The organism is Ignicoccus sp. (assembly GCF_056435145.1).
In genome coordinates this window covers 18,213-38,130 of record NZ_JBWNMZ010000005.1, presented here as the reverse complement: position 1 = coordinate 38,130, position 19,918 = coordinate 18,213, and the positions used below count along the sequence as shown (strand labels likewise).

23 protein-coding genes are annotated in these 19,918 nt (G+C 51.4%); 16 read left to right on the top strand and 7 right to left on the bottom strand.

What is annotated here, in order from left to right:
- The first annotated feature begins 66 nt into the window (after positions 1-66).
- The 3 genes from AC1HCZ_RS01745 to AC1HCZ_RS01735 are packed head-to-tail and all read left to right on the top strand — an operon-like array spanning position 67 to position 2,128.
- Positions 67-1,026: an ATP-binding cassette domain-containing protein gene (locus AC1HCZ_RS01745; protein WP_479461822.1), complete on the top strand. Its 960-nt coding sequence runs from the start codon at positions 67-69 to the stop codon at positions 1,024-1,026.
- Positions 1,027-1,030: 4 nt separating this feature from the next.
- A complete protein-coding gene (locus AC1HCZ_RS01740; protein ID WP_479461821.1) occupies positions 1,031-1,798 on the top strand; it encodes an ABC transporter permease in 768 nt (255 codons plus the stop codon).
- 42 nt (positions 1,799-1,840) lie between these two features.
- On the top strand, positions 1,841-2,128 hold the full coding sequence (locus AC1HCZ_RS01735; RefSeq protein ID WP_479461820.1) for a hypothetical protein: 288 nt from the start codon (positions 1,841-1,843) through the stop codon (positions 2,126-2,128).
- A gap of 212 nt (positions 2,129-2,340) precedes the next feature.
- Here the strand turns inward: AC1HCZ_RS01735 and AC1HCZ_RS01730 are convergent, their stop codons facing one another.
- On the bottom strand, positions 2,341-3,183 hold the full coding sequence (locus tag AC1HCZ_RS01730; protein WP_479461819.1) for a phospholipase D-like domain-containing protein: 843 nt from the start codon (positions 3,181-3,183) through the stop codon (positions 2,341-2,343).
- A gap of 401 nt (positions 3,184-3,584) precedes the next feature.
- On the opposite strand from AC1HCZ_RS01730, the gene leuS reads away from it, so the two are divergent.
- From leuS to AC1HCZ_RS01710, 4 genes are read left to right on the top strand one after another with little or no spacing between them, the layout of a single operon-like run.
- Positions 3,585-6,641, top strand: coding sequence for a leucine--tRNA ligase (leuS, locus tag AC1HCZ_RS01725; RefSeq protein ID WP_479461818.1), 3,057 nt, complete (start codon positions 3,585-3,587; stop codon positions 6,639-6,641).
- Positions 6,642-6,680: 39 nt separating this feature from the next.
- On the top strand, positions 6,681-6,974 hold the full coding sequence (locus AC1HCZ_RS01720) for a DNA-directed RNA polymerase subunit K (protein WP_479461817.1): 294 nt from the start codon (positions 6,681-6,683) through the stop codon (positions 6,972-6,974).
- Positions 6,916-7,830, top strand: coding sequence for a hypothetical protein (locus AC1HCZ_RS01715; RefSeq protein WP_479461816.1), 915 nt, complete (start codon positions 6,916-6,918; stop codon positions 7,828-7,830). The genes AC1HCZ_RS01720 and AC1HCZ_RS01715 overlap by 59 nt, the downstream gene beginning before the upstream one ends.
- Complete coding sequence (locus AC1HCZ_RS01710) at positions 7,827-8,315, top strand: signal peptidase I (protein ID WP_479461815.1); 489 nt, start codon at positions 7,827-7,829, stop codon at positions 8,313-8,315. Before AC1HCZ_RS01715 ends, AC1HCZ_RS01710 begins: the two co-directional genes overlap by 4 nt.
- Here the strand turns inward: AC1HCZ_RS01710 and AC1HCZ_RS01705 are convergent.
- The 3 genes from AC1HCZ_RS01705 to pdxS form a co-directional block, all read right to left on the bottom strand.
- Positions 8,267-8,803: a hypothetical protein gene (locus AC1HCZ_RS01705; RefSeq protein WP_479461814.1), complete on the bottom strand. Its 537-nt coding sequence runs from the start codon at positions 8,801-8,803 to the stop codon at positions 8,267-8,269. The genes AC1HCZ_RS01710 and AC1HCZ_RS01705 overlap by 49 nt on opposite strands.
- Positions 8,804-8,883: 80 nt before the next feature.
- Positions 8,884-9,477, bottom strand: coding sequence for a pyridoxal 5'-phosphate synthase glutaminase subunit PdxT (pdxT, locus tag AC1HCZ_RS01700; RefSeq protein ID WP_479461813.1), 594 nt, complete (start codon positions 9,475-9,477; stop codon positions 8,884-8,886).
- A 2-nt stretch (positions 9,478-9,479) separates the two neighbouring features.
- The gene (gene pdxS, locus AC1HCZ_RS01695) at positions 9,480-10,526 is read right to left on the bottom strand and encodes a pyridoxal 5'-phosphate synthase lyase subunit PdxS (protein WP_479461812.1); all 1,047 of its coding nucleotides are present in this window, start codon (positions 10,524-10,526) and stop codon (positions 9,480-9,482) included.
- 86 nt (positions 10,527-10,612) lie between these two features.
- Between pdxS and AC1HCZ_RS01690 the strand changes: the two genes are divergently transcribed.
- Entirely contained in the window at positions 10,613-10,888 is a 276-nt protein-coding gene (locus AC1HCZ_RS01690; protein ID WP_479461811.1) for a U6 snRNA-associated Sm-like protein LSm6, read from the top strand.
- Between the two features lie 10 nt (positions 10,889-10,898).
- Entirely contained in the window at positions 10,899-12,104 is a 1,206-nt protein-coding gene (locus AC1HCZ_RS01685; protein ID WP_479461810.1) for a methionine adenosyltransferase, read from the top strand.
- Here AC1HCZ_RS01685 and AC1HCZ_RS01680 read toward each other — a convergent pair.
- Positions 12,101-12,382 (bottom strand): TIGR00304 family membrane protein, encoded by a 282-nt coding sequence (locus AC1HCZ_RS01680; RefSeq protein ID WP_479461809.1) that lies wholly within the window; start codon positions 12,380-12,382, stop codon positions 12,101-12,103. The two genes, AC1HCZ_RS01685 and AC1HCZ_RS01680, sit on opposite strands and share 4 nt — an antisense overlap.
- A gap of 23 nt (positions 12,383-12,405) precedes the next feature.
- Here AC1HCZ_RS01680 and AC1HCZ_RS01675 point away from each other — a divergent pair, with 23 nt between their 5' ends.
- Positions 12,406-12,990 (top strand): class I SAM-dependent methyltransferase, encoded by a 585-nt coding sequence (locus AC1HCZ_RS01675; protein ID WP_479461808.1) that lies wholly within the window; start codon positions 12,406-12,408, stop codon positions 12,988-12,990.
- Here AC1HCZ_RS01675 and AC1HCZ_RS01670 read toward each other — a convergent pair.
- Positions 12,987-13,196, bottom strand: coding sequence for a hypothetical protein (locus AC1HCZ_RS01670; protein WP_479461807.1), 210 nt, complete (start codon positions 13,194-13,196; stop codon positions 12,987-12,989). The two genes, AC1HCZ_RS01675 and AC1HCZ_RS01670, sit on opposite strands and share 4 nt — an antisense overlap.
- 46 nt (positions 13,197-13,242) lie before the next feature.
- On the opposite strand from AC1HCZ_RS01670, the gene AC1HCZ_RS01665 reads away from it, so the two are divergent.
- The 3 genes from AC1HCZ_RS01665 to AC1HCZ_RS01655 all read left to right on the top strand — a co-directional run bounded on the left by AC1HCZ_RS01665 (position 13,243) and on the right by AC1HCZ_RS01655 (position 16,382).
- Positions 13,243-13,854, top strand: a complete 612-nt coding sequence (locus AC1HCZ_RS01665; protein WP_479461806.1) for an ATP-binding cassette domain-containing protein — start codon at positions 13,243-13,245, stop codon at positions 13,852-13,854.
- Positions 13,855-13,927: 73 nt separating this feature from the next.
- A complete protein-coding gene (locus tag AC1HCZ_RS01660; RefSeq protein WP_479461805.1) occupies positions 13,928-15,682 on the top strand; it encodes a molybdenum cofactor synthesis domain-containing protein in 1,755 nt (584 codons plus the stop codon).
- Complete coding sequence (locus tag AC1HCZ_RS01655) at positions 15,657-16,382, top strand: ABC transporter ATP-binding protein (RefSeq protein WP_479461804.1); 726 nt, start codon at positions 15,657-15,659, stop codon at positions 16,380-16,382. Before AC1HCZ_RS01660 ends, AC1HCZ_RS01655 begins: the two co-directional genes overlap by 26 nt.
- Here AC1HCZ_RS01655 and AC1HCZ_RS01650 read toward each other — a convergent pair.
- Complete coding sequence (locus AC1HCZ_RS01650; RefSeq protein ID WP_479461803.1) at positions 16,365-16,913, bottom strand: hypothetical protein; 549 nt, start codon at positions 16,911-16,913, stop codon at positions 16,365-16,367. The genes AC1HCZ_RS01655 and AC1HCZ_RS01650 overlap by 18 nt on opposite strands.
- Positions 16,914-16,975: 62 nt before the next feature.
- On the opposite strand from AC1HCZ_RS01650, the gene purD reads away from it, so the two are divergent.
- Genes purD through AC1HCZ_RS01635 form a run of 3 tightly spaced genes read left to right on the top strand, consistent with a single transcriptional unit; the run spans position 16,976 to position 19,902 of the window.
- Positions 16,976-18,361 (top strand): phosphoribosylamine--glycine ligase, encoded by a 1,386-nt coding sequence (purD, locus tag AC1HCZ_RS01645; protein ID WP_479461802.1) that lies wholly within the window; start codon positions 16,976-16,978, stop codon positions 18,359-18,361.
- Positions 18,362-18,415: 54 nt separating this feature from the next.
- Positions 18,416-19,114 carry a hypothetical protein gene (locus AC1HCZ_RS01640; protein WP_479461801.1) on the top strand — a complete coding sequence of 233 codons (699 nt, stop codon included), beginning with the start codon at positions 18,416-18,418 and terminating at the stop codon, positions 19,112-19,114.
- The gene (locus tag AC1HCZ_RS01635) at positions 19,111-19,902 is read left to right on the top strand and encodes a GTPase (RefSeq protein WP_479461912.1); all 792 of its coding nucleotides are present in this window, start codon (positions 19,111-19,113) and stop codon (positions 19,900-19,902) included. Before AC1HCZ_RS01640 ends, AC1HCZ_RS01635 begins: the two co-directional genes overlap by 4 nt.
- Positions 19,903-19,918 lie beyond the last annotated feature (16 nt).

Here is a 19,918-nt window from a genome sequence, read left to right as displayed (position 1 = left end):
ATTTCATTTTGTAAGTGTGCTATCCACACTTTTTAGCCTCTTCCCCTATACCGCGCGGGAAATGTCGTGGGCCACGCTATAGAAGCTATAGACCTCCGAAAGAGGTACGGCAGCTTCGAGGCTGTTAAAGGAGTCACCTTTAAGGTAGAGTGGGGCGAGGTCTTCGGCTTCCTCGGACCGAACGGCGCTGGGAAGACTACTACTATAATGATGTTAACAACTTTAATCGAACCTACGTCCGGCGAGGCTTACGTGGCCGGTCATCACGTGGTCAAGGAGAAGAACGAGGTGAGGAAAAACATTGGTATAGTCTTCCAAGATCCCGCTGTAGACTCGTACCTAACGGTGTACGAGAACATGTACGTTCATGGTAAGCTATACGGAATCAGGGGAAACGAGCTTAAAGAGCGGATAAAGGAAGCGCTGACCTTCTTTGACTTGTGGGAGCACAGAAACAAGGTGGTGAGGCACCTCTCCGGAGGAATGAGGAGGAGGTTGGAACTGGCCCGGGCCATGTTACACGAGCCCAAAGTTCTGTTCTTAGACGAGCCCACTGTAGGCTTGGACCCACAGTCGCGCAATAAGGTCTGGGAATACATAAAGTCGTTAAACAGAAATTTGGGAGTTACTGTGTTTATGACTACTCACTACATGGATGAGGCCGACGAGATGTGTGACAGGATAGCGATAATTGACCACGGCAAGATAATAGCGGAAGGCACGCCCGAGGAACTCAAGAGGTCCGTAGGCAATGTGCTCCTAGTAGTGAAGACCAAGAACGAGGCTCCATGCCCGACTGGGTTCAAATGTGAGAAGAAGGGAGACAAAATGATCATTTCAATAGATAACATAGGTAAGGATTTGGTAGCAGTAATCGAGTCGCTGAAACAATACGAAATAGTAGAGTTAGACGTGAGGAAGCCGACGTTGAACGAAGTTTTCTTGAAACTCACGGGAAGAGAACTTAGAGACGAGGAATCAGATGACTATCTGAAATATCTAATCTCCAAGAGGCTGTGGGGGTGAAAGGATGGAAGCGCTTCTGGCGATGACTTATAGACAATTGAAAAAGTTCTTAAGGGCAAGAGCTAGAGTAGTCTCCATGCTAGCTATGCCGCTATTCTGGACAATATTTTTCGGAATTGGGTGGTCCTCCAGCATGAATTTTCCAGGAATAGAACTGATCTTGGGAACCGATTACTTGAGCTTTATGTTACCCGGAGTTATAGCAATGGCAGTGTTCACTTCTGGTTTGATGTCTGGCGCGTCGATCATATGGGACAAGCAGTTCGGATTCCTCAAAGAAGTCTTGGTGGCCCCAACCTCCAAGCTAGAGGCAGTGCTCGGGAGGATCCTGGGCGACGCGTTGGTGGCCTCGCTCCAAGGCTCTGTTATGCTCTTAATAGGCTACTTAATAGCCACCAGTATGCGACCGTCGGGTATTCTCCCTACGTTGGTTATTATGTTTATGACGGCATTAGGATTCAGTGCACTTGGAGTAGCTATGGCCTCGCTGAGATACGTAAAATCCGTTGAAGGATTCTTTGCTATGATAAATTTGTTCATGATGCCAGTAATATTCGCTTCTGGTGCGTTCTTCCCCCTGAATAACTTGCCAGAGTGGTTCTGGGCCATAAGTTACGTAAATCCTCTTACTTATAGCGTCGATATAATGCGCTACTTCTTGGTTGGCGTGAACAAGTTCGAACCGATTAATGATATCTGCGCCTTACTACTGTTCGATATATCGATGCTAATGTTGGCGACCAAGCTATTCGAGCGATCAAGCGCGGAGTGAGGTTTTTGACTCCCACTAATGGGCAGTAGGGGGTCTCGGAAGGTGGCTGAGGACGAGGGGATCGTTCTAGTAGTCAGAATAGGTGAAGGCGAAAACGCCAAGGAGATAGAACTCACGGAGGAAGTGTTAAGGAAGGTGAGGGTCTACTTAAGGACGGAGTACAGTTTGGAAAAGCTAGCTGAGGAGCTGGGCTTGGACGGTTGGGAAGAAGCTTATGAGTTCGTAAAGAAGATGCCCGCATGGCTAGTCTGGATACCACCGACCTTGCTTAGGTATAAGATGAAAATGGTCGAGGAGAAGCTGAAGAACAGCGAGTCTCAGTTGAAGTAGCGGTGACCGTGAAATGATAGTCCTTACGGGAGTCGAAGAGAAGGAGGTTAGTTGCGAGGAACTCCCGCGCGCACTTCCCAAGTCAGGTGAGTTCGAGGTCAAAGGTGACCCTCTGGAGCTCGAGAGGTGTTGGCGGACCGCCTTGTGGAGACTCAAAGGGGAGAAGTACGTCCTCTCGTGGGACTTGGAACCCGGACGCTTGAGGGGTCTAGTTATCGTACGGGCTTCGAAGCCTCCCAGAGTAAGGAGAACTCCCTCGAGAGCTCGTACGCGCCCTCGCGGTAGACGTTCGCGAGGCAGCTGGAAGAGGAGAGGCGGCACTCGGAAGAGAAGCCGTGCTTCCCGTCAACGACGACGAGGGTAGAGGGCAGCTCGTCCATAACCCTAACTTCTACGTTTTCAGTGCTGCTCCCCCTAGGCCCAAATGTCTTGATCATCAGCTCCGCAAAAGATGTGATACATGAAATCTTAAGCACCCACGGGATAAACGTGTACGCGTAGTGCTCCCGCCAGAAGAAGAGCTCGTTGAAGAGCAGCGCGTAAGACGCGGGCAAGGAGGACCCTACTATCAGTCCCAATAGGGAATATTGACTGAAAGCGGCGCTCCAGCTAGCCGGGATGACAAGTGAAGCTGCTAACAGCGGAAGCCTCATTAGCGTACCCTTCATTAAGTCTTTTGTTATACACTTGACGGTTCTTAAGCCCCAAAACTTTAGGACGTCGCAGCTTTCCTCCGAGGTTACGATCTTTACACTTATCCCGCTCTCGCTCTTCCTCTTGAGGGCCCTTAGAACTTTGAGCGATAACTTCTGTGACGCTACGTTGATTTCTCTTTCCGCAACTTCTATGAGGGCCAGCGCCGCCTCCTCTAAATTTATTTTCTCTAACCGCCTCTCTATCCTGCGTCGCTCTTGTCGCTCCTCAAGCCTGGCGTAAGGGACTAGCAGCGCCTTGCGTTCGGGAACGCGGGGCATGGGGACCTTGCGGGGAAAGCTAGTCACCGGGACCTTCGGCGCCTTGGGGACCGTCCTAACGGTCTTTACTGAAGGTACCATGAACCCTAAATCAGCCAAATACTTGATTACGATATTTCGCTTGTCTTCGGAGAACTCTTCTGTTAGTATTACCTTCGCGGCCTCCTTATCGCCGGCCTTTAATGCCAGTATTATGTTTTCTAGAGCTCTCTTCTCTCTCTCATTAAGTTCATCTATACTGGTTATACTGGACCCCTAGTGGAGCTGATGGGGCGTAAGTATTATGTTGCTCCCTCTGTGGCTTCTTCGTAAGTCCTTGTACTGAAGGCTTCAAGTTGCGGAATCGTCGAATAAGTAGAAGTCGTGAAACCTTAGGACCCGCCCGCGGATCCCTCGGGAGCTTATGTCGGCTTCAGATGGAGCTCTGGACGCCGGAAGAAGGACAAAAAGCGTTTCGAAGAGGAGCTGACGAGGGGGACTCCTTGGAAGACTTCCTCCGCTACCTCAAGGAAATAGCGTCTAAGTGGAGGGAAGAGTGGGAAAGGGCGGGACTACACGAGGCTGACGTTGACCCTAGCAAGCCCAAGTTTTACGTAACTGCTGCTTTCCCTTACCCGAACAGTCCTATGCACTTAGGGCACTCTAGGACTTACAGCGTCACCGACGCTTATGCGCGATTTAAGAGGATGAGGGGGTTCAACGTACTATTTCCCATGGGTTTTCACTACACCGGTACACCCATAATAGCGATGAGCGAGAAGGTGAAACAAGGTCTTCAAGCACTGAGGAGTTTAGGTGACATCAAGTCTGTCTTGGATGACATTTGGAAAATTAAAGTAGAGAGGAATTTATCGATCGGAGACGCAATAAAGGAATATTTGAAGTCCGTCGGACGCGAAGACTTAATAGAAAGGGCGGACTCGATAGAGTACTTAGTCCTCTTCTATAAGGTCTTCGAGATACCGGTCGAGGATCTAGATAAGCTAACTGAGCCCCTCTCCACGGCAAACTACTTCTCTTCAATAACTGAAGAAGGTATGAAAGAGCTCGGCTACATGATCGACTGGAGGCGCAAGTTCACTACCGTCGATCCCGACTTCCAAAAGTTCGTCACGTGGCAATTTCTGAAGCTCTATGACTTGGGCTACGTAGAGAAGGGCACCCACCCGGTCGCTTGGGACCCGGTCTACGACACGCCAGTTTCTCAGCACGACACTAAGGGGGACGTGGAGCCGGAGATCGAAGAGTATGACCTAATTTTGTTCAGGTTAAAAGATAACGATTTGTATTTGCCGGCGGCCACACTGAGGGCAGAGACAGTCTTCGGCGTTACGAACGTCTGGCTCAATCCAGACGCCGAGTACGAGGTAGTGGAGGTCGAGGGGAAGAAGTGGGTACTGAGCAAGAAGGCTGCATACAAAATAAAGTTCCAAAAAGAGGGTGCGAGGACACTCGGCCCTATAGATCCCAAGAACTTGCTCAAGAAAAGTGTAATCAACCCCGCTACTGGGGAGGAAGTACCCGTTCTGCCGGCCAAGTTCGTCAACCCCGACGTGGCCACCGGAGTAGTCATGAGCGTCCCCGCCCACGCACCGTTTGATTACGTGGCATTGAAGGAGTTGGAAGAAGACCCCGAGTATGCAGAAATAGTCAAATCCATCAGTCTCGTCCAAGTAATTAAGGTCCCTGAAGAGGGGTTGCTCGTCCCCAAGTTAGTAGAGAAGCTGGGTATAAAGGATACTAGCAATAAGGAAAAGTTAGAAGAAGCTACGAAGGAGGTGTACGCGAAGGAGTATAGGAAAGGAAGGATGATGGAAAGCGTTTTGGACAGAGTTAAGGGCGACGAGAGGCTCCGCGCTGCCTTGAAGGCCTTCTTAGGGAACGATCCAGTTCCAGACGCTAGGGAGAAGACTGCAAAGTGGTTAAAGCTCTTTGGCGCGGGCGACGTTTTCTACGAGATCAAGAACGCGCCAGTATACTCTAGGTTCGGCAACGAAGTGGTCGTGAAGGTCCTCAAGGATCAGTGGTTCTTGAACTACGGTGACCCCCAGTGGAAGGAGCTCGCTCGGAAGGCTTTGGCGAGGACGAAGGTCGTTCCGGAGAACTTTACGAAGGAGTTTGAGGATACCATAGACTGGCTGCAGAAAAGGGCGTGTGCGAGGACGAGGGGGCTAGGGACGCCGCTGCCTTGGGACAAGAAGTGGATTATAGAGAGCTTGAGTGATTCCACAATCTATATGGCATTCTATACAGTAGTGAACATACTGAGGAGGGCGTCCGTTGACCCGGAGAGCCTTCAACCCGAAGTGTGGGACTACATAATGTTAGGTAAGGGCAACCCCGAGGAACTCGGGGACAAGTACGGAATAAGTGCGAGTGTCTTGAAAGAGGCCAGGAGGAGCTTCGACTACTGGTATCCCGTGGACTCTCGCCACTCTGGAAAGGACTTAATTAGGAACCACCTCACTTTCTTCATCTTCCACCACGCCGCCATCTTCCCGGAGGACAAGTGGCCGCGCCAGATAGTAGTCAACGGCTTCGTTAACCTGGAGGGTAAGAAGATGAGCAAGAGTTTAGGGAACATAATACCAATAACCGTTGCTATAAGGAACTTCGCTCCGGACATAATAAGGTTGGTGTTGCTGCACTCAGCAGAGTTAGGCAGCGATGCGGACTTCCGCACTGAGATGGTATCTAGGGCCGTTAGTAACCTCAAGGAGATAAAGTCTATAGTTGAGAAAATTAAGGGCTACAAGGCCCCTCGTCCTGCCGACCTAACTATGTTAGACGCTTGGTACCTAAGCTCCTTCGTAAGGGATGTGGAAAACGTAACCAACTTAATGGAGGAGTTGAAGATAAGGGAGGTTACTAACGTATTGTACTTCATACTACTAAATAGGACGAAAGAATACCTTAACTTGTTGGAAGTGATGGGCAGAGGGTTAGACGACGTCGCCAAATGGGTCCTTAGGTACGTTGTAGAGAGGTGGGTGAAGATGATGACTCCTTTCACACCGTTCTTTGCAGAGGAGATGTGGCACGAGCTGGGCTTCAATACTTTCGTGGTGACCGAGCCTTGGCCGGTGAAGGACGAAGAGCTGGTGAACCCTCTGGCGGAGGCTGCTAAGGAATACGTAGAGAAGGTTATTCAAGATATAAAGGAGATAATTAAAGTGGCTAAGATCAAGAAGCCCAAGAAGGTAAGGATCGAGGTGGCTTCCACCGATCAAACAGAAATGCTGAAAATGGCTGTAGAATTCGTAAACAGTGGAAAAAGCTTGAAAGACTTTATGGCAGAGGCTACCAAGGTGTTTGGCAAAAAGGAAGCGAAGAGGTTGAGACAAGCTTTCGAGAAGGCTACGTCCCTAAGTGAAAGCATGAGGAGCGTTATAGCCAAGGGTGAGTTTGACGAGAAAAAGGTTCTAGAAGAATTCAAAAAGCTGATAGAAAAGGAGGTGGGGAGCGAGGTGGAAGTGGGGTACTACGAGGGGGGGAAGAAGCGCCCCGAGCCCCTGAGGCCAGCCATTTATATGGAATAAATTATAGCTCTTCCCCTTCCCGCACGTCCGGGGCAGACGTTGAGCGAAGAGTGTAAGATCGAGTTGGGCCCCCCTCATCTGACTAAATTCGAAAGAGCAGTAATAGTTGGCGTAAGGGCCCTCCAGCTCTCAATAGGAGCACCACCCCTTATAGACATAACCAAATTGCCTAAGAAGGACACACTCCTAATAGCGAAGGAGGAGCTGAGGCGAGGCTTGCTCCCAATAACTGTGAAGAGGAGAACGCAGAGCGGCAGGGAGGTGTTAGTACCCCTTGACTGCCTTCTTAAAAAAGAGAAGGAAGTCTTCGGAGAGGTACCCAAGCTCATGTAACCCTCTGGCGTCGGACGGCTACCTCTTGACTTCGCGGAGAGAGGCTTGCGGGTGCGAGGGCTACGGCGAACCGGTAGGCCCGTTTGTAACCCTGAGGAGGTTAGAAACCAAAGATATTACCTACGTTTCATTGATATCGATAACGTTCTTAGCGATTCTCGTGTCAACACACTCCAGCGCACTCTCGTCAATGAGTACTATTGACTTCGAAACGGCCTTTTTCGGCTACTTAGGCACGCTCCTTCTCCTAGCGGGCTTCCAATCGGTACTGAGCTCGTTTCTGGCCAGAATGATGGGAGCTACATTAAACGTGAAGTGGATCGTAGTACCATCGCCTCTACCGTCCATCTTGCCCTTGTTTACTGCCGAGAGGACCTTCTGTCGTAAGGGCGATTTTCAGTTAACACTCGCCCTCCCGCTATTGGCCTCGACCCTTTTGGCGTTCGCATTGTCGAGGTTCCTCGTATTTCAAATATACCCGAAGAGTAAGCCCCAGCTACTCGAGCCTGTGCCGCTCGTCCTCGCGGGCGCCCCTTCAGGGCCGGTGCAGCTGGCGGTCCTCGCTTATGCCTTTTCCACGCTGTTCCAACTCACCGCTTATCCCTACTCGCCGGCTTGGTCGTTCCTAGGGCGCTCCAACGCGCTGTTTCCGCTTTTGATAGCGTTAGTCTTGTCGTTTAATAGACCACTCTTAGGAGAGGTTTTGAGTGGTTACGCTCTGGTAGCTGCCTTGCTGCCAGCGTTTGTCAAGGAAAGGCCCCAGTGGAAGGACCCGTTTTCCAAGTCAAGCGTCCTTGCCCTCACATCAACTTTGATAACTTTCTTCCTCGTCGTTCCGGTGGGAAAGGTGCTGTGAACAAAGCGAAAAAGGAAGCTATTGAGTGGGTAAAAGCTATAATAGAAGCGATTGTAATAATAAGCATACTCAAGTTCTTGCTCAAGACAGACGTCCCCTTAGCTGCCGTGGCCTCCGGGAGCATGTTGCCCACACTGGAGAGGGGGGATCTAGTAATTGTCAAGGGAGTAACACCGCAAGAGGTGAGCGTTGGAGACATAATAGTGTATAAATCGTGTCAAGGCCCGTTGATAATTCATCGCGTCATCAAGGTAGTAAAAGTTGGTTCCGATTATTATTACGTGACGAAGGGGGATAACAACCCGGACAGCGACTACTTCTTGGGCCAGTTCGTCGACTGTAAGACCGGAAAGCCCTTGCCGGGCGTGCCATATGAGAGGGTCAAGGGTAAAGTGCTCGAGGTTTCCGGCCGCGCTTTCAAGGTTCCTTACTTGGGCTACGTAGCGTTGTTTGCGTTCCCGTTCCTCTGGTGGGTATCGCGCTGAAACAGCGCCATTATTCTGCCGATCAAGCTAGCATCTTTCGTACCCTCTTGACACTTGAGCATCTTTTCCGCGAGTCTGGCTACGGCTTCCCTCTCTGGCTCAACGATCTGTTTGCAAAGCTCTTCGTTCTTCCACTTGCTCCAGAGCTCTGAAGCTCTCATCACTTTTCTGTAGGTCTCGCACCCTTCACACGTGTCCTTGAGCTTTCCAAGATTCTTGTCTATCCATTTTTCTATATACTTGACGCTTTCGTTGAGTTTTTTCATGACTGATACTATGTTAGATAGGACTTCGTTGAGCGCTTCTAGCTTCCACCGAGCCCTCTTAACGTCTTCACAAATATCAATGCCACCCTCCATGAACCTCATATAGTTTGTATACGTTTTTAGGACATCGCTATACATTACTACCTTATTTAAATTGACTATGAGTCCGCTTAGCTCTTCCTCTGGTATGAGGTTCTTCGCTTCCTCTATCTCATCGTGCATTTCAATTAAAGGGGTAGGTAGGCGCGGCACCGCCCCCACGTGGCCGAAATCTGGTTCTGAGCTTATATGGAGAGGCTCCCTCACTTGGCTTCCGACAGCAGCAGTTCGTGAATTCTGGTGTCGCCGGTCAGTTCAGGGTGGAACGACGTGGCTATTATACTACCTTGCTTCACCATTACGGCATTTCCCTTGAACTCGCTCAATACCTCTACGTTCGAGCTTAGGGGAACCATTACTGGAGCCCTTATGAATACGCCTCTGAAAGTTCCTATTCCCTTCACGTTTAAGTTGGCCTCGAAGCTCTCCTTCTGTCTTCCGAAGAAGTTCCTAATTACCTTGAAGTCTGCAATCCCTAGCAGCGGATCGTAACTTTTACCACTCTGTGCGTCCTCGACCTCTTTCGCTACCAGCGCAGCGCCGGCGCACGTGCCGAGGGTCGGCAAGCCCTCGAGGAGCGCTTCCTTGAGTGGCTTGTCGAGTCCCGTCTTCTTGCCCAGCTTGTACACGGCAGTACTCTCTCCGCCGGGCAATACTATCGCCCTTAATGAGTTCAAGTGCTCCGGCTTCCTCACCTCAACTATTTCCACTTCGACGCCGACTTTCTTCGCCGCTTCTTTTACCATATAGATGTGCTCCGCTACTCCTCCTTGAAGCGCCAAGACGCCTACCTTCACCTTTATTCACCTCTGACTTGGAGCAGCTCCTCAGGCTTGAGTTGCTTTACGTCAATACCCATCATGCTCTTCCTCTCGCTGATCATGGACTGCGCTTCGAGTACGACCTCGGGATCCATCCAAAGGGACGTTGCGAGGACTATCGCTTCGGCCCTCTGTTGGGGGTCCTCGCTCTTGAATATCCCAGAACCGACGAACACGCCGTCCGCGCCTAACCACATCATGAGCGCCGCGTCGGCCGGAGTAGCTATTCCTCCGGCCGCGAAGTTGACCACCGGTAACCTTCTCAACTTCACGACCAGTTCGACTAGCTCGTAGCCCACGCCCATCTCTCTAGCTTTGAGGACTCTATCCTCCTCGTCCATCGAAACCAATTCTCTTATCTCACCCATAACCGTTTTCATGTGTTTAACCGCCTCCACTACGTTGCCTGTTCCCGCTTCGCCCTTAGTCCTTATCATAGACGCTCCCTCGCTGATCCTCCTGAGAGCCTCGCCCAAGTTTCTCGCTCCGTTAACGAACGGCACTTTGAATAACCATTTGTTTATATGATGTTTCTCGTCGGCCGGCGTTAATACTTCGCTTTCGTCAATCATGTCCACGCCCAACGCTTCTAACACCTTAGCTTCCATGAAGTGACCGATCCTAACTTTGGCCATGACCGGAAGTGACACAGAATCCATAACCTCCCTAATTACGTTTACATCAGCCATTCTTGCGACGCCCCCGCTCTTCCTAATGTCGTAGGGGAGCTTGTCCAGAACCATCACTGCGACCGCTCCGGCGTCCTCCGCTATTCCGGCTTGTTCTACGTTGGTAACGTCCATGATGACCCCGCCTTTCTGGTACACCGGGAAGCCGAGCTTCACGCGTACGGTACCCTTGGCCACCTCGCGTTCGGCCTCGCGGGGGTCGGGCAAGTAAGTCCACAGCCCTTCCTCCTTTAGCTTGTCTGCCGCCTCGGCGAGTTTGTAGAAGAAATTGGCTATCGCGTCGAAGCCTACCTCTACCAACCCGTCCCTATGCCTCAAACCTTCAGCCCGAGGCATTACCTTCCCGTGAGGCGTATATAAGTCTCGAACCCATGGAACTACTTTAAGCTATCTACCCCTCATGGGAAGGTGGGAAAGAAGCGATGGCACGCGGCCAAGAGAAAGGTAAGCTGAACCTCGAGAACCCGTTGAAGTATTTGAGAGCGGCAGTAGAGAACGTGGTGCTAGTGAGATTAAAGGACGGAAACGAATACGTGGGTAAACTCGTTTTCACCGACAATACAATGAACTTGATACTCGACGACTGCACCGAACTCTCTCCTGAAACGGGAGAGCCCGTAGCTAAATATGGCCGGATAATGATTAGAGGGAGCTACGTACTCTTCATAAGTCTGGACTATCATAAGGTCATGAGATAGGTGATCGAAGATGAAGAACATAGCCGTCACTAAGCTCCCTCTCCCACCTCAAGACGAGTTGGACGTAGAGATAGTTGAGAGGAAAGGGACCGGACACCCGGACTACATAGCCGACGCGATCTCGGAGGAAGCGAGTAGACAGCTCTCTCTGTACTACTTAAAGGAGTTCGGCCACGTCTTCCACCACAATTTAGACAAGACTTTGCTGGTCGGCGGTCAGGCCTCCCCGAGGTTCGGAGGGGGCGAGGTGCTCCAACCCATCTACATCGTTATCTCTGGGAGGGCCGTCACGGAGGTGAGGACAGAGGGCGGTGTAGTTGACGTACCTTTGGGTACCGTGTTGCTTAAGGCCGCGAAGGACTGGCTAAGGAAAAACATGCCACACTTAGACGTAGAACACCACGTAGTGGTCGACTACAAGGTTGGTAGGGGATCAGCAGACTTGGTTGGCGTGTTTGAGTTGGGCAAGACCGTGCCGCTGGCCAACGATACGTCTGTAGGCGTGGGCTTTGCCCCATTCAGTACCTTAGAGAACCTCGTCTACACCGTCGAGCGCAAGCTTAATTCTGTGGAAACCAAGGCCAAGATTAAGGCATTGGGTGAAGACATAAAGGTAATGGGACTTCGTATGAAAAACAAGATAAAGCTTACTGTAGCAGCTGCCATAGTTTCGGAACAAGTTAGAGACGCGGGGGAGTATGCGGCGGTGAAGGAGGAAATAAAGGAGCTAGTGAAGACCATCGCTCACGAAGTTGCTCCGGAACATGAGGTCGAGGTCTTCATCAACACGGCTGACAAGCCAGATAAAGGGATATTCTATTTGACAGTCACCGGGACCAGCGCGGAGCACGGCGACGACGGGGCGACGGGCAGGGGCAATAGAGTAAACGGCTTGATAACTCCAATGAGACCAATGAGCTTGGAGGCCGCTGCCGGAAAGAACCCCGTCAACCACGTAGGCAAACTCTACAACGTTTTAGCTAACATAGCGGCGAGAAAGGTAATAGAAGAAGTACCTGAGACGAAGGAGGTATACTTGGAGATACTAAGTCAAATAGGGAGACCTATCAGCGAGCCCCTCATAGCGGCCGTCAGAGTCAAAGGGGAGCTCACTCCGACTATCGAAAAGAGAGTAAAGGAGATAATTGAAGTAGAGCTTGAGAGGTTGCCTACAATAACGAAGGAAATATTGGAAGGAAAGATAACCGTCTTCTAAGCTCCCCTCGTCGGCTGTTTGCCCAGATAGAACGCCGTAGTAAACATCAAAACTATCATTGCTAGGGTGAGCAATGCCGCTATCAGGAGCGCCACATGGCCTAGCCTGCCCCCGCCTATCGCTATGGGGATAGGCCCCACGAAGATTATTGCTCCTCCACCCCACTCCACCTCGCCGCCCCTCAGCGCGACCACGAGTATCATTCCTATAATTATTAAAAACACGCCTAAGATTATTAAGCTCAAACCTAGGGTACTCAAATTAAGAGCTTCGCTCAATGCGCCACCCGCGGTGTTCGCGCGTGAAGCACTACTTCAAGGGAGGGGTTGGCGGCCGACCCGAAGTGGTGGGTGCGTGGCTGAGGGGCGTTCCATTGAAGTTCATTGTGCCTAAGGGGCTGTTCTCGAGCTCTAGGGTAGATTTGGGTACCGCGCTCCTAGCGGAGTTTATGGAAATACCTAAGGATGGCAAAGTACTTGATGTAGGTTGTGGCTATGGTGTATTGGGAATATTAATTGCAAAGTTAAATCCCAACTTGGAAGTTTACATGGTTGACGTAAACCCCGTGGCTGTGGACGCGGCCAGAAGAAACGCGGAACTGAACGGGGTGAGGGTGAACGTCTTGCACGGGAACCTCTACGAGCCCACGGACTTAATAGGAATAAAAGACTTCTCAACTATCGTTAGTAATCCACCGTTAGCTGCTGGGAAGAGCGTAGTGAAAGGGATAATAGAGAATGCTCCTCCGAGGTTGAAGAAAGGCGGGTCACTCCAGCTTGTTATGGCCCAAGGTGGGGAGTGGGCGAAGAAGGTGATGGAAGGATACTTTAGGGACGTAGAGCTTAAGAGGAAGAAGGGCTACACCCTCCTTCGAGGTTACGTCTAAGGGGCTACTGCTCGGGCTTGTACGGACTTCAGTACAGCGAGCCTCTGTTGTTCCATGGTCCACCAGACGTTTATGAACCACGCCATCACTAGTATAGTCATGAAGAACGTGAGGAACAAGAGCATGTTAAGCGGCGTTAGGTATTCCGACACGATATCGGCAATTGAGCCCCTTCGCCACTTCTTCACTACCCTTCCCGGGCGCACTATGGCTACTTTAATTTTTACACTTTACCGCTCACTGGGAGACCAGTTGGACGTATTGGTTTTCAGAGGAGTTTGGAAGGTCTACAATAATAAGGCCGTATTAAAGGACTTCAACTTAACCGTGACTGAGGGGGAGGTGGTGAGGCTGGAGGGACCTAACGGTTCCGGGAAGAGCACCGTCCTGAAGCTCGCCTCCGGCATAGAACGCCCCACCCGAGGTGAGGTTTACGTGGGGGGCTTGAAGCCGTGGACTCCTTCAGGGAAGAGGTTGTTTGGCGCGGTAATGCACGGAAATATGACCTATCCCGAACTTACCGTACTAGAGAACATAGAGTTCTTCGTGAAGCTTTACAGAGCGGACGAGGGCTATGCCCTCGAGCTAGCTAAAAATATAGGCCTCGAGGATAAGTTGGATCAGAGGGCTTCCGAGCTGAGCTTTGGGTGGAGGAAGAGGCTTGAGATGGTTAGGGCCTTGTTGCATAAACCGAAATTGCTTTTGTTGGACGAACCATTCGTAGGTCTCGACAAGAACGGTTTGGAAGACATAGTAACAATACTTAGGTCGGTTAACGAGGAGGGTGTAAGTATAGTCTACACCGCCCCTACGGGCGTGCCCTATTCGATTAGGGCCAACGAAAGGGTGGTCTCCCTAGCGTAAATTTATACCAGTTTACATAAACCGGGTATGCGTAAAACGTGACCAATGGGTGACGGTTTACGGAGGACTGAGCTTGAAGAAGGAGAGAAAGGTATTCAAGGAACTCCTCCCTCCAGATGAGGCTGTGAAGAGGCTCGAGGATAGGGTCCCCCCAACTCCTCCCGAAGCGGAGGAAGTACCGATAGAAGAGGCATTGGGCTTTTACCTCGCAGAGGACGTGAAGTCGCCGATAAACATACCCCCGTACCCCCGCTCGTCCGTGGACGGCTACGCCGTTAAGGCCCGCTCCACTTGGGGCGCCTCTGAAGACGAGCCCGTAGAACTGAGGGTAGTAGGGGAGGTGAGGGTGGGCGAAGCACCGAACTTCGAGGTCAGAGAGGGGGAAGCGGCAGAAGTCGACACGGGTTCGGCCCTTCCGCCGGGGGCTGATGCGGTAGTTATGATAGAGTACGTGAAGGAGGTCGGAGACAAAATACTGGTCTACAAGTCCGTGGTCCCCGGCGAAAACGTCCTCTGGCCCGCCACCGACGTTTACTCCGGACAGCCCCTCTGGAAGAGGGGTACCAGGGTCGACTCGAGGGTAATAGCCTCTTTGGCAGCAGTAGGCATAAGGAAGGTAAAGGTCTGGAAGCCCAAGGTTTATCTGATATCCACGGGTTCCGAGCTGGTGGAGCCCGGCGAGCCTCTGGAGACGGGCAAAATATACGACGTCAACACCTACTCTCTACAAGCCCGGCTGAAGGAAGAGGGATTCGTCCCAATAGTTCACGGAGTGGTGCCCGACGACAAAGAGAAGATAAAGAGAGCCATATTGAAGGGCGTAGAGAAGGCTGATGTGGTCGTGACGACGGGCTCCACCTCCGCGGGACCCGCGGACTTCGTATACCGGGCAGTCGGCGAGGTCGGGGAGGTACTGGTCCACGGATTGGCATTCAAGCCCGGCAAGCCGGTTATGTTGGGTGTTGTAAAGGGTAAGCCGGTCTTCGGCCTGGCGGGCCATCCCGACTCGGCGTATTTCAACTTAGAGCGCCTAGTAATCCCCTACTTGAAGAAGATGGTTAAGGCGAGCGAGAGCACACAAAGTTCTGTAAAAGCCATAGCGACGACGAGCTTCGTGGGGGCCAAGGGGAGGAGAACTCACGTCCCGGTCAGCTTACTTACTGACGGCTCGAGGTGGTACGCGTTTCCCGCTTCACACTCCGACCACGCGATGGTTAGTTACTCCAAAGCGGACGGTTACATAGTAATACCCGAGACCCGGAGAGCTCCTGTGGAGCCCGACGAGGAAGTAGAGGTGTGGCTCTTCAAGGACCCCGGATACAAGGGAGCTATAGTCGGCGACACCGACGTGGCAGTAGACATCGTAGTGGAGACGCTCGATTACCCTCCAAAATTACTGCCTCTGGGCAGCTACAGCGGCGCCTACGCCTCTAAGAAATCTTTACGTTCCGTCTGGATATCCCCTGAGGCTTCCGGAAAGGAGGTAGAGGTAGAGGTAGTCGTCGTGGGGAGGGGAGAGCGGGTGGGGGTACCTCACAAGTCTTCCTTCCTTTACCCCTTCTTCTTCAAGTTCTTGGATGCTGAGGGGATAAGCAAGGAAGAGGTACAGAAAAAACTAGTAAGGCTCACCATGCCTACTCCCCAGGCCCTCGCTTCGGCCGTAGCCAGTGGGGAGGTTGACGTCGCCGTGACGACTAGAAACGCTGCAGAGGCCCTAGGTTTGGATTGGAGGCCCTTGGGCAAGGCGAAACTTCGCATAGGCTGGACTGAAGACCACGCCGAACTGGGGAGGGAGGTCCTCAATGAGTTCCTACGCGGCAGAGGCTAGGGACGTGTGGAAGGTCTACACATTCGGGAACTCTTCCTACCCGGCGCTCAGGGGAGTTACCCTAAAGATACCCAAAGGGAGCTTTGTCGTGATTTTGGGTCCCTCGGGCTCCGGCAAGAGCACGCTCCTACACTTGCTAGGGGCCTTGGACACACCTACCAAGGGGGAAGTGATATTAGCTGGGAAGAACGTGAAGGACTTAGACGAGGAGGGCAGGGCTAGGCTCAGGAGGGAGTATGTAGGCTTCGTCTTTCAGAGGTTCTACTTGATAAACAGACTAAGTGCGATGGAGAACGTCGAGCTACCTATGTTGGCTAGGGGAATTCCGAAGGGAGAGAGGAAACAGAGGGCTTTGACCCTCTTGAGGAAGGTTGGTCTGGGCGAGAAGGCTTTTAGAAAACCCACTGAGTTGTCGGGAGGGGAACAGCAAAGGGTTGCAATAGCAAGGGCTCTAGCCAACGATCCAGAAATAATACTAGCGGACGAGCCTACTGGTAACTTAGATACGACGAACGCACTGAGAATAATGAACCTGTTGGAGACACTTAACGTAGAACTGGGAAAAACTGTAGTGGTAGTAACTCACAACCCGGAACACATTAGGTACGCAAATTATGTCGTAAGGATCAGAGACGGGAAAGTAGAAAATGTTGAGGAAGGGGGAAGGCCCGCCGGCGATCCATCACTGCTCCTCACTTGAAGAAGAGATGTTAATATAGAGCTTGTTATCTTCCTTCTTGATCTGTACCTTTGAGTCTTTATGGGTCTTTATGTAGAACGTGTGGAACCTGGAGCCTAACACGTTGACGAAGTCAGGCCTTTCAGCCTCTAGTTTCACTTCTTTGACGTAGAACTTCGCCGGTTTCTTGTCGCTGCCTATGAGTTCTACCGTCACGTAACTCCTATTGAGGGATGCTCTGATCCCCAGCTCGCCCTCTGCGGAGCCACCGCGCTCGTCCACCTTCACTACTTTCCCTTCCAAGCTGTCCCAAGTAGGTATGTACCTGTCCGAAGATACACCTATTACGATGTAATTGCCGTAAGTGCTGAACTTGGGGTACTGATCATAACTAGCTTCTAACTTAATCCCTTCCTCGTCCAAGACTAGCTTTGCATTAGAAGGGGATACCAGGACTACGTGCTCTGTGCTGAAGCTCCTACCATCAACTATACACTGATTGTTCTCAAACCTTATACGAGTTTTTTCTTTAACGTTGGCTGGAACGAGCATGATATCCCACCTAGGAGCCTATTTAGGGCCAAAAAAGTTGGACGCTTCGAGGGATATAAGGTTTGGCCGGTGAGAGGGTCCTCCTAGTCGGGGGCGGCGGGAGAGAACATGCCATCGGAGAGCGCTTGGTCCGTCATGGGGCGTCTTTGGGGGTGGTATCTTCCAACTTGAACCCGGGGTTGCTTTCTCTTACGAAGGACTCTGGGGGAGAGTTTTTCAAGGGTAGCCCCACGAGCCCTCAAGACGTCGTAGAGGCGGCCAAGAAGTTCAGGGCGGAGCTTGTGGTAATAGGCCCTGAGGAGCCACAGTTCAGGGGAGTTTCCGACGCCCTGAGAGCGGCAGGCTTTACGGTTTTCGGAGCCTCCTCAAAGGCCGCCGAAATAGAGAAGAGTAAAGTCTTTGCTAGAAGTTTAATGAAAAAGTACAACATCCCCGGGAATTTGGACTTTTGGTTCTTCGACAGCTGGGAAGAAGCCATAGAATTCTTGGAAAGGGCAGGGAACGTAGCTATAAAGCCGGCCAGGCAAGCCGGAGGTAAGGGCGTTAAAGTAATCTCTGACATGCAAGCGTATTTGAGCGAAGAAAAGAAAAAAGTAAAGGAAGAACATGCCAGGAGGATACTGACTGAAGTTATGGCTAAGTACACAGACATTAAAGAGAAGTTATTAATAGAAGAGAAGGTCGACGGCGTGGAGTACACAGTCCAAGCCTTCACTGACGGCGAACGCGTAGTTCCTTTGCCTGCTGTTCAAGACAACCCACACTTATTTGTTTACGACGTGGGACCCGAAACCGGCGGAATGGGTACCGTTCAAGGCCCCGGCAAGCTCTTACCATTCATAACGGAGGAGGAGTACAAAGTAGCCGTGGAAATTCTAGAAAGGGTAGTAGAGGCCATAGCGAAGGAGACTGGGGAGAAGTATGTCGGAGCGATATCGGTACAGATGATGTTGACCACCAAGGGCCCGGTCCTAATAGAGTTCTATTCAAGGCTGGGCGACCCAGAGGCAGTTAACGCAATGAACGTTGTTGAGGGGAACGTGCTGGAAGCCATGTTTGAGGCGGCTCAAGGGGAGTTGAAGACCGAGTTCAGCGTTAAGGAAGTGGCGAGCGTAGTGAAGTGCGTAGCGCCCATGGGTTATCCCGAACGAAGGGATTTGGCCAAAGGCAGGGAGGTTGTGGTTCCTGAGTGCGAGAGGGCTAAGTTGTACTACGCTTCGGTGGACGTCCAAGACGGTAAGCTCGTGAGTGGAGGCTCGAGGGCGGTTGAAGTTTATGCGGAGGGCAAGTCCGTAAGCGAGGCGGCCGAGAGCGCCAACGCGTGCGCCTCCAAGGTGAGGTTCTTGGGTTGGAAGAGCGTGTGGAGGCCCGACATAGGTACAGAATGGTACATGAAGAGAAGGGTCGAAACGGCTGAGCTCATGAGGTCGGTTTGGAACTTAAGGTAAGTATCTCAAAAAGGGAATTAATGTTTCACGGGGCTTACCCAGCGTGGAGCACAGATGATAACCAACACGACCGTGGAGGCAGCCAAAGTAACGTTTTACATAAGTATGTTATTACTCACGCTAGTCTTCTTACAGTACGCTTTAATAAACTATAACACCGGCGAGACGTGGTACCCCTTCGTGGTTGGTCCCCTCATGGGGATCTCGTTCCTCTTACTTCTTTCAATTGCCGTCTTTGGTGGTGACTACCGTTTGGCTGCAGCCCTAGACTTGTTGTTCGTGTTGTTAACTTTAATCGCTTATACCATGACCTATGAAAACTCTTCGATATTTGATTACGAGTACGTACTGGTGCTCTTGACTTTAGACTTACTGTTAATTCTTTATATAGATAGGCAGAGGGGAAGTGTCGGTCTAAGCCCCATTTTGTTGCGACTCGCCCTCCTTGTGTCTTACGTGCCCTTTTTGATCTACGTACTGTTGGCGTTCAAACAAGGCTACTATTACAGCCACTTAGCTATGATAATGTCACTTATACTAGCTCTCAGCAATTTCTTACTTATAATTCAAACTTTTATAAATAACATTGTTCAAACGCTAACGTTGGAGATGTTTACGATACTTATATTCTTTATGTACGTTATTGCTTCTGACCCAATAGGTCCGGACGTGAGCGAGTGGATTATTCGGGCTACGCTCCTTTCCAGCTATTTAACCCTATTGTGGAGTGTGCTCAGGAGCAGATGGGAATGATAACCCTCAGCTGGGGCTCTCTGGCCTCCCTCATGAGGAGGGCCGACGTGGTGGTCGAAGCTATAGACGCTCGAGTACCCCTCACCACCAGGAGCAGGAGGCTCGAGCGCCTCGCAGAGACCATGGGGAAGCCTATAATAATAGCAATGAATAAGGCCGACTTAGTCCCTCGAGAAGTAGCTGAGGAGTGGACAAGGATCTTCAGAGGGGAAGGCTACGAAGCCGTTTATTTGGCGGCCAGAGAACATAAGGGCACGCGTGTGCTGAGAAGAAAAATAAACAGGGCGACTGACGTGAGGCCTATTGTGGTGGCCGTGGTGGGCTACCCCAAGACGGGGAAGAGCACAGTAATCAACGCCCTAAGGGGGAGGGCCGGGGCGAGCACTTCTCCGGTGCCGGGCAGTCCGGGCTTCACGAAGAGGCCCGGTCTCTACAAAGGTCCCGGCCAAATCTACTTCCTCGATACGCCTGGCGTAATACCGCCGGACGGGACCCCTCTGGAGAAGACCCTTAGGGGCGCACCGCCGGAGAAGCTAAAGGATCCCGTGGGCGTGGCCGTACAACTCTACACTTTTATCAAAAAATATAGTCCTAAAGCGTTCGAGGAGGCTTACGGGTTCGACACCGAAGAACCGTATTCCTTCTTGGAGGAGTTGGCTAGACGGAGGGGTTGGTTCTACAAGAGCGACCACGAACCGCTCGTGGAGGAGGCCGCACGGACCCTTCTCTACGATTACCATAAGGGCAAAATACCGTTCTACGTACCGCCCGGTGAGTACTGGAGATGAGGAGGGCTGGTATTGG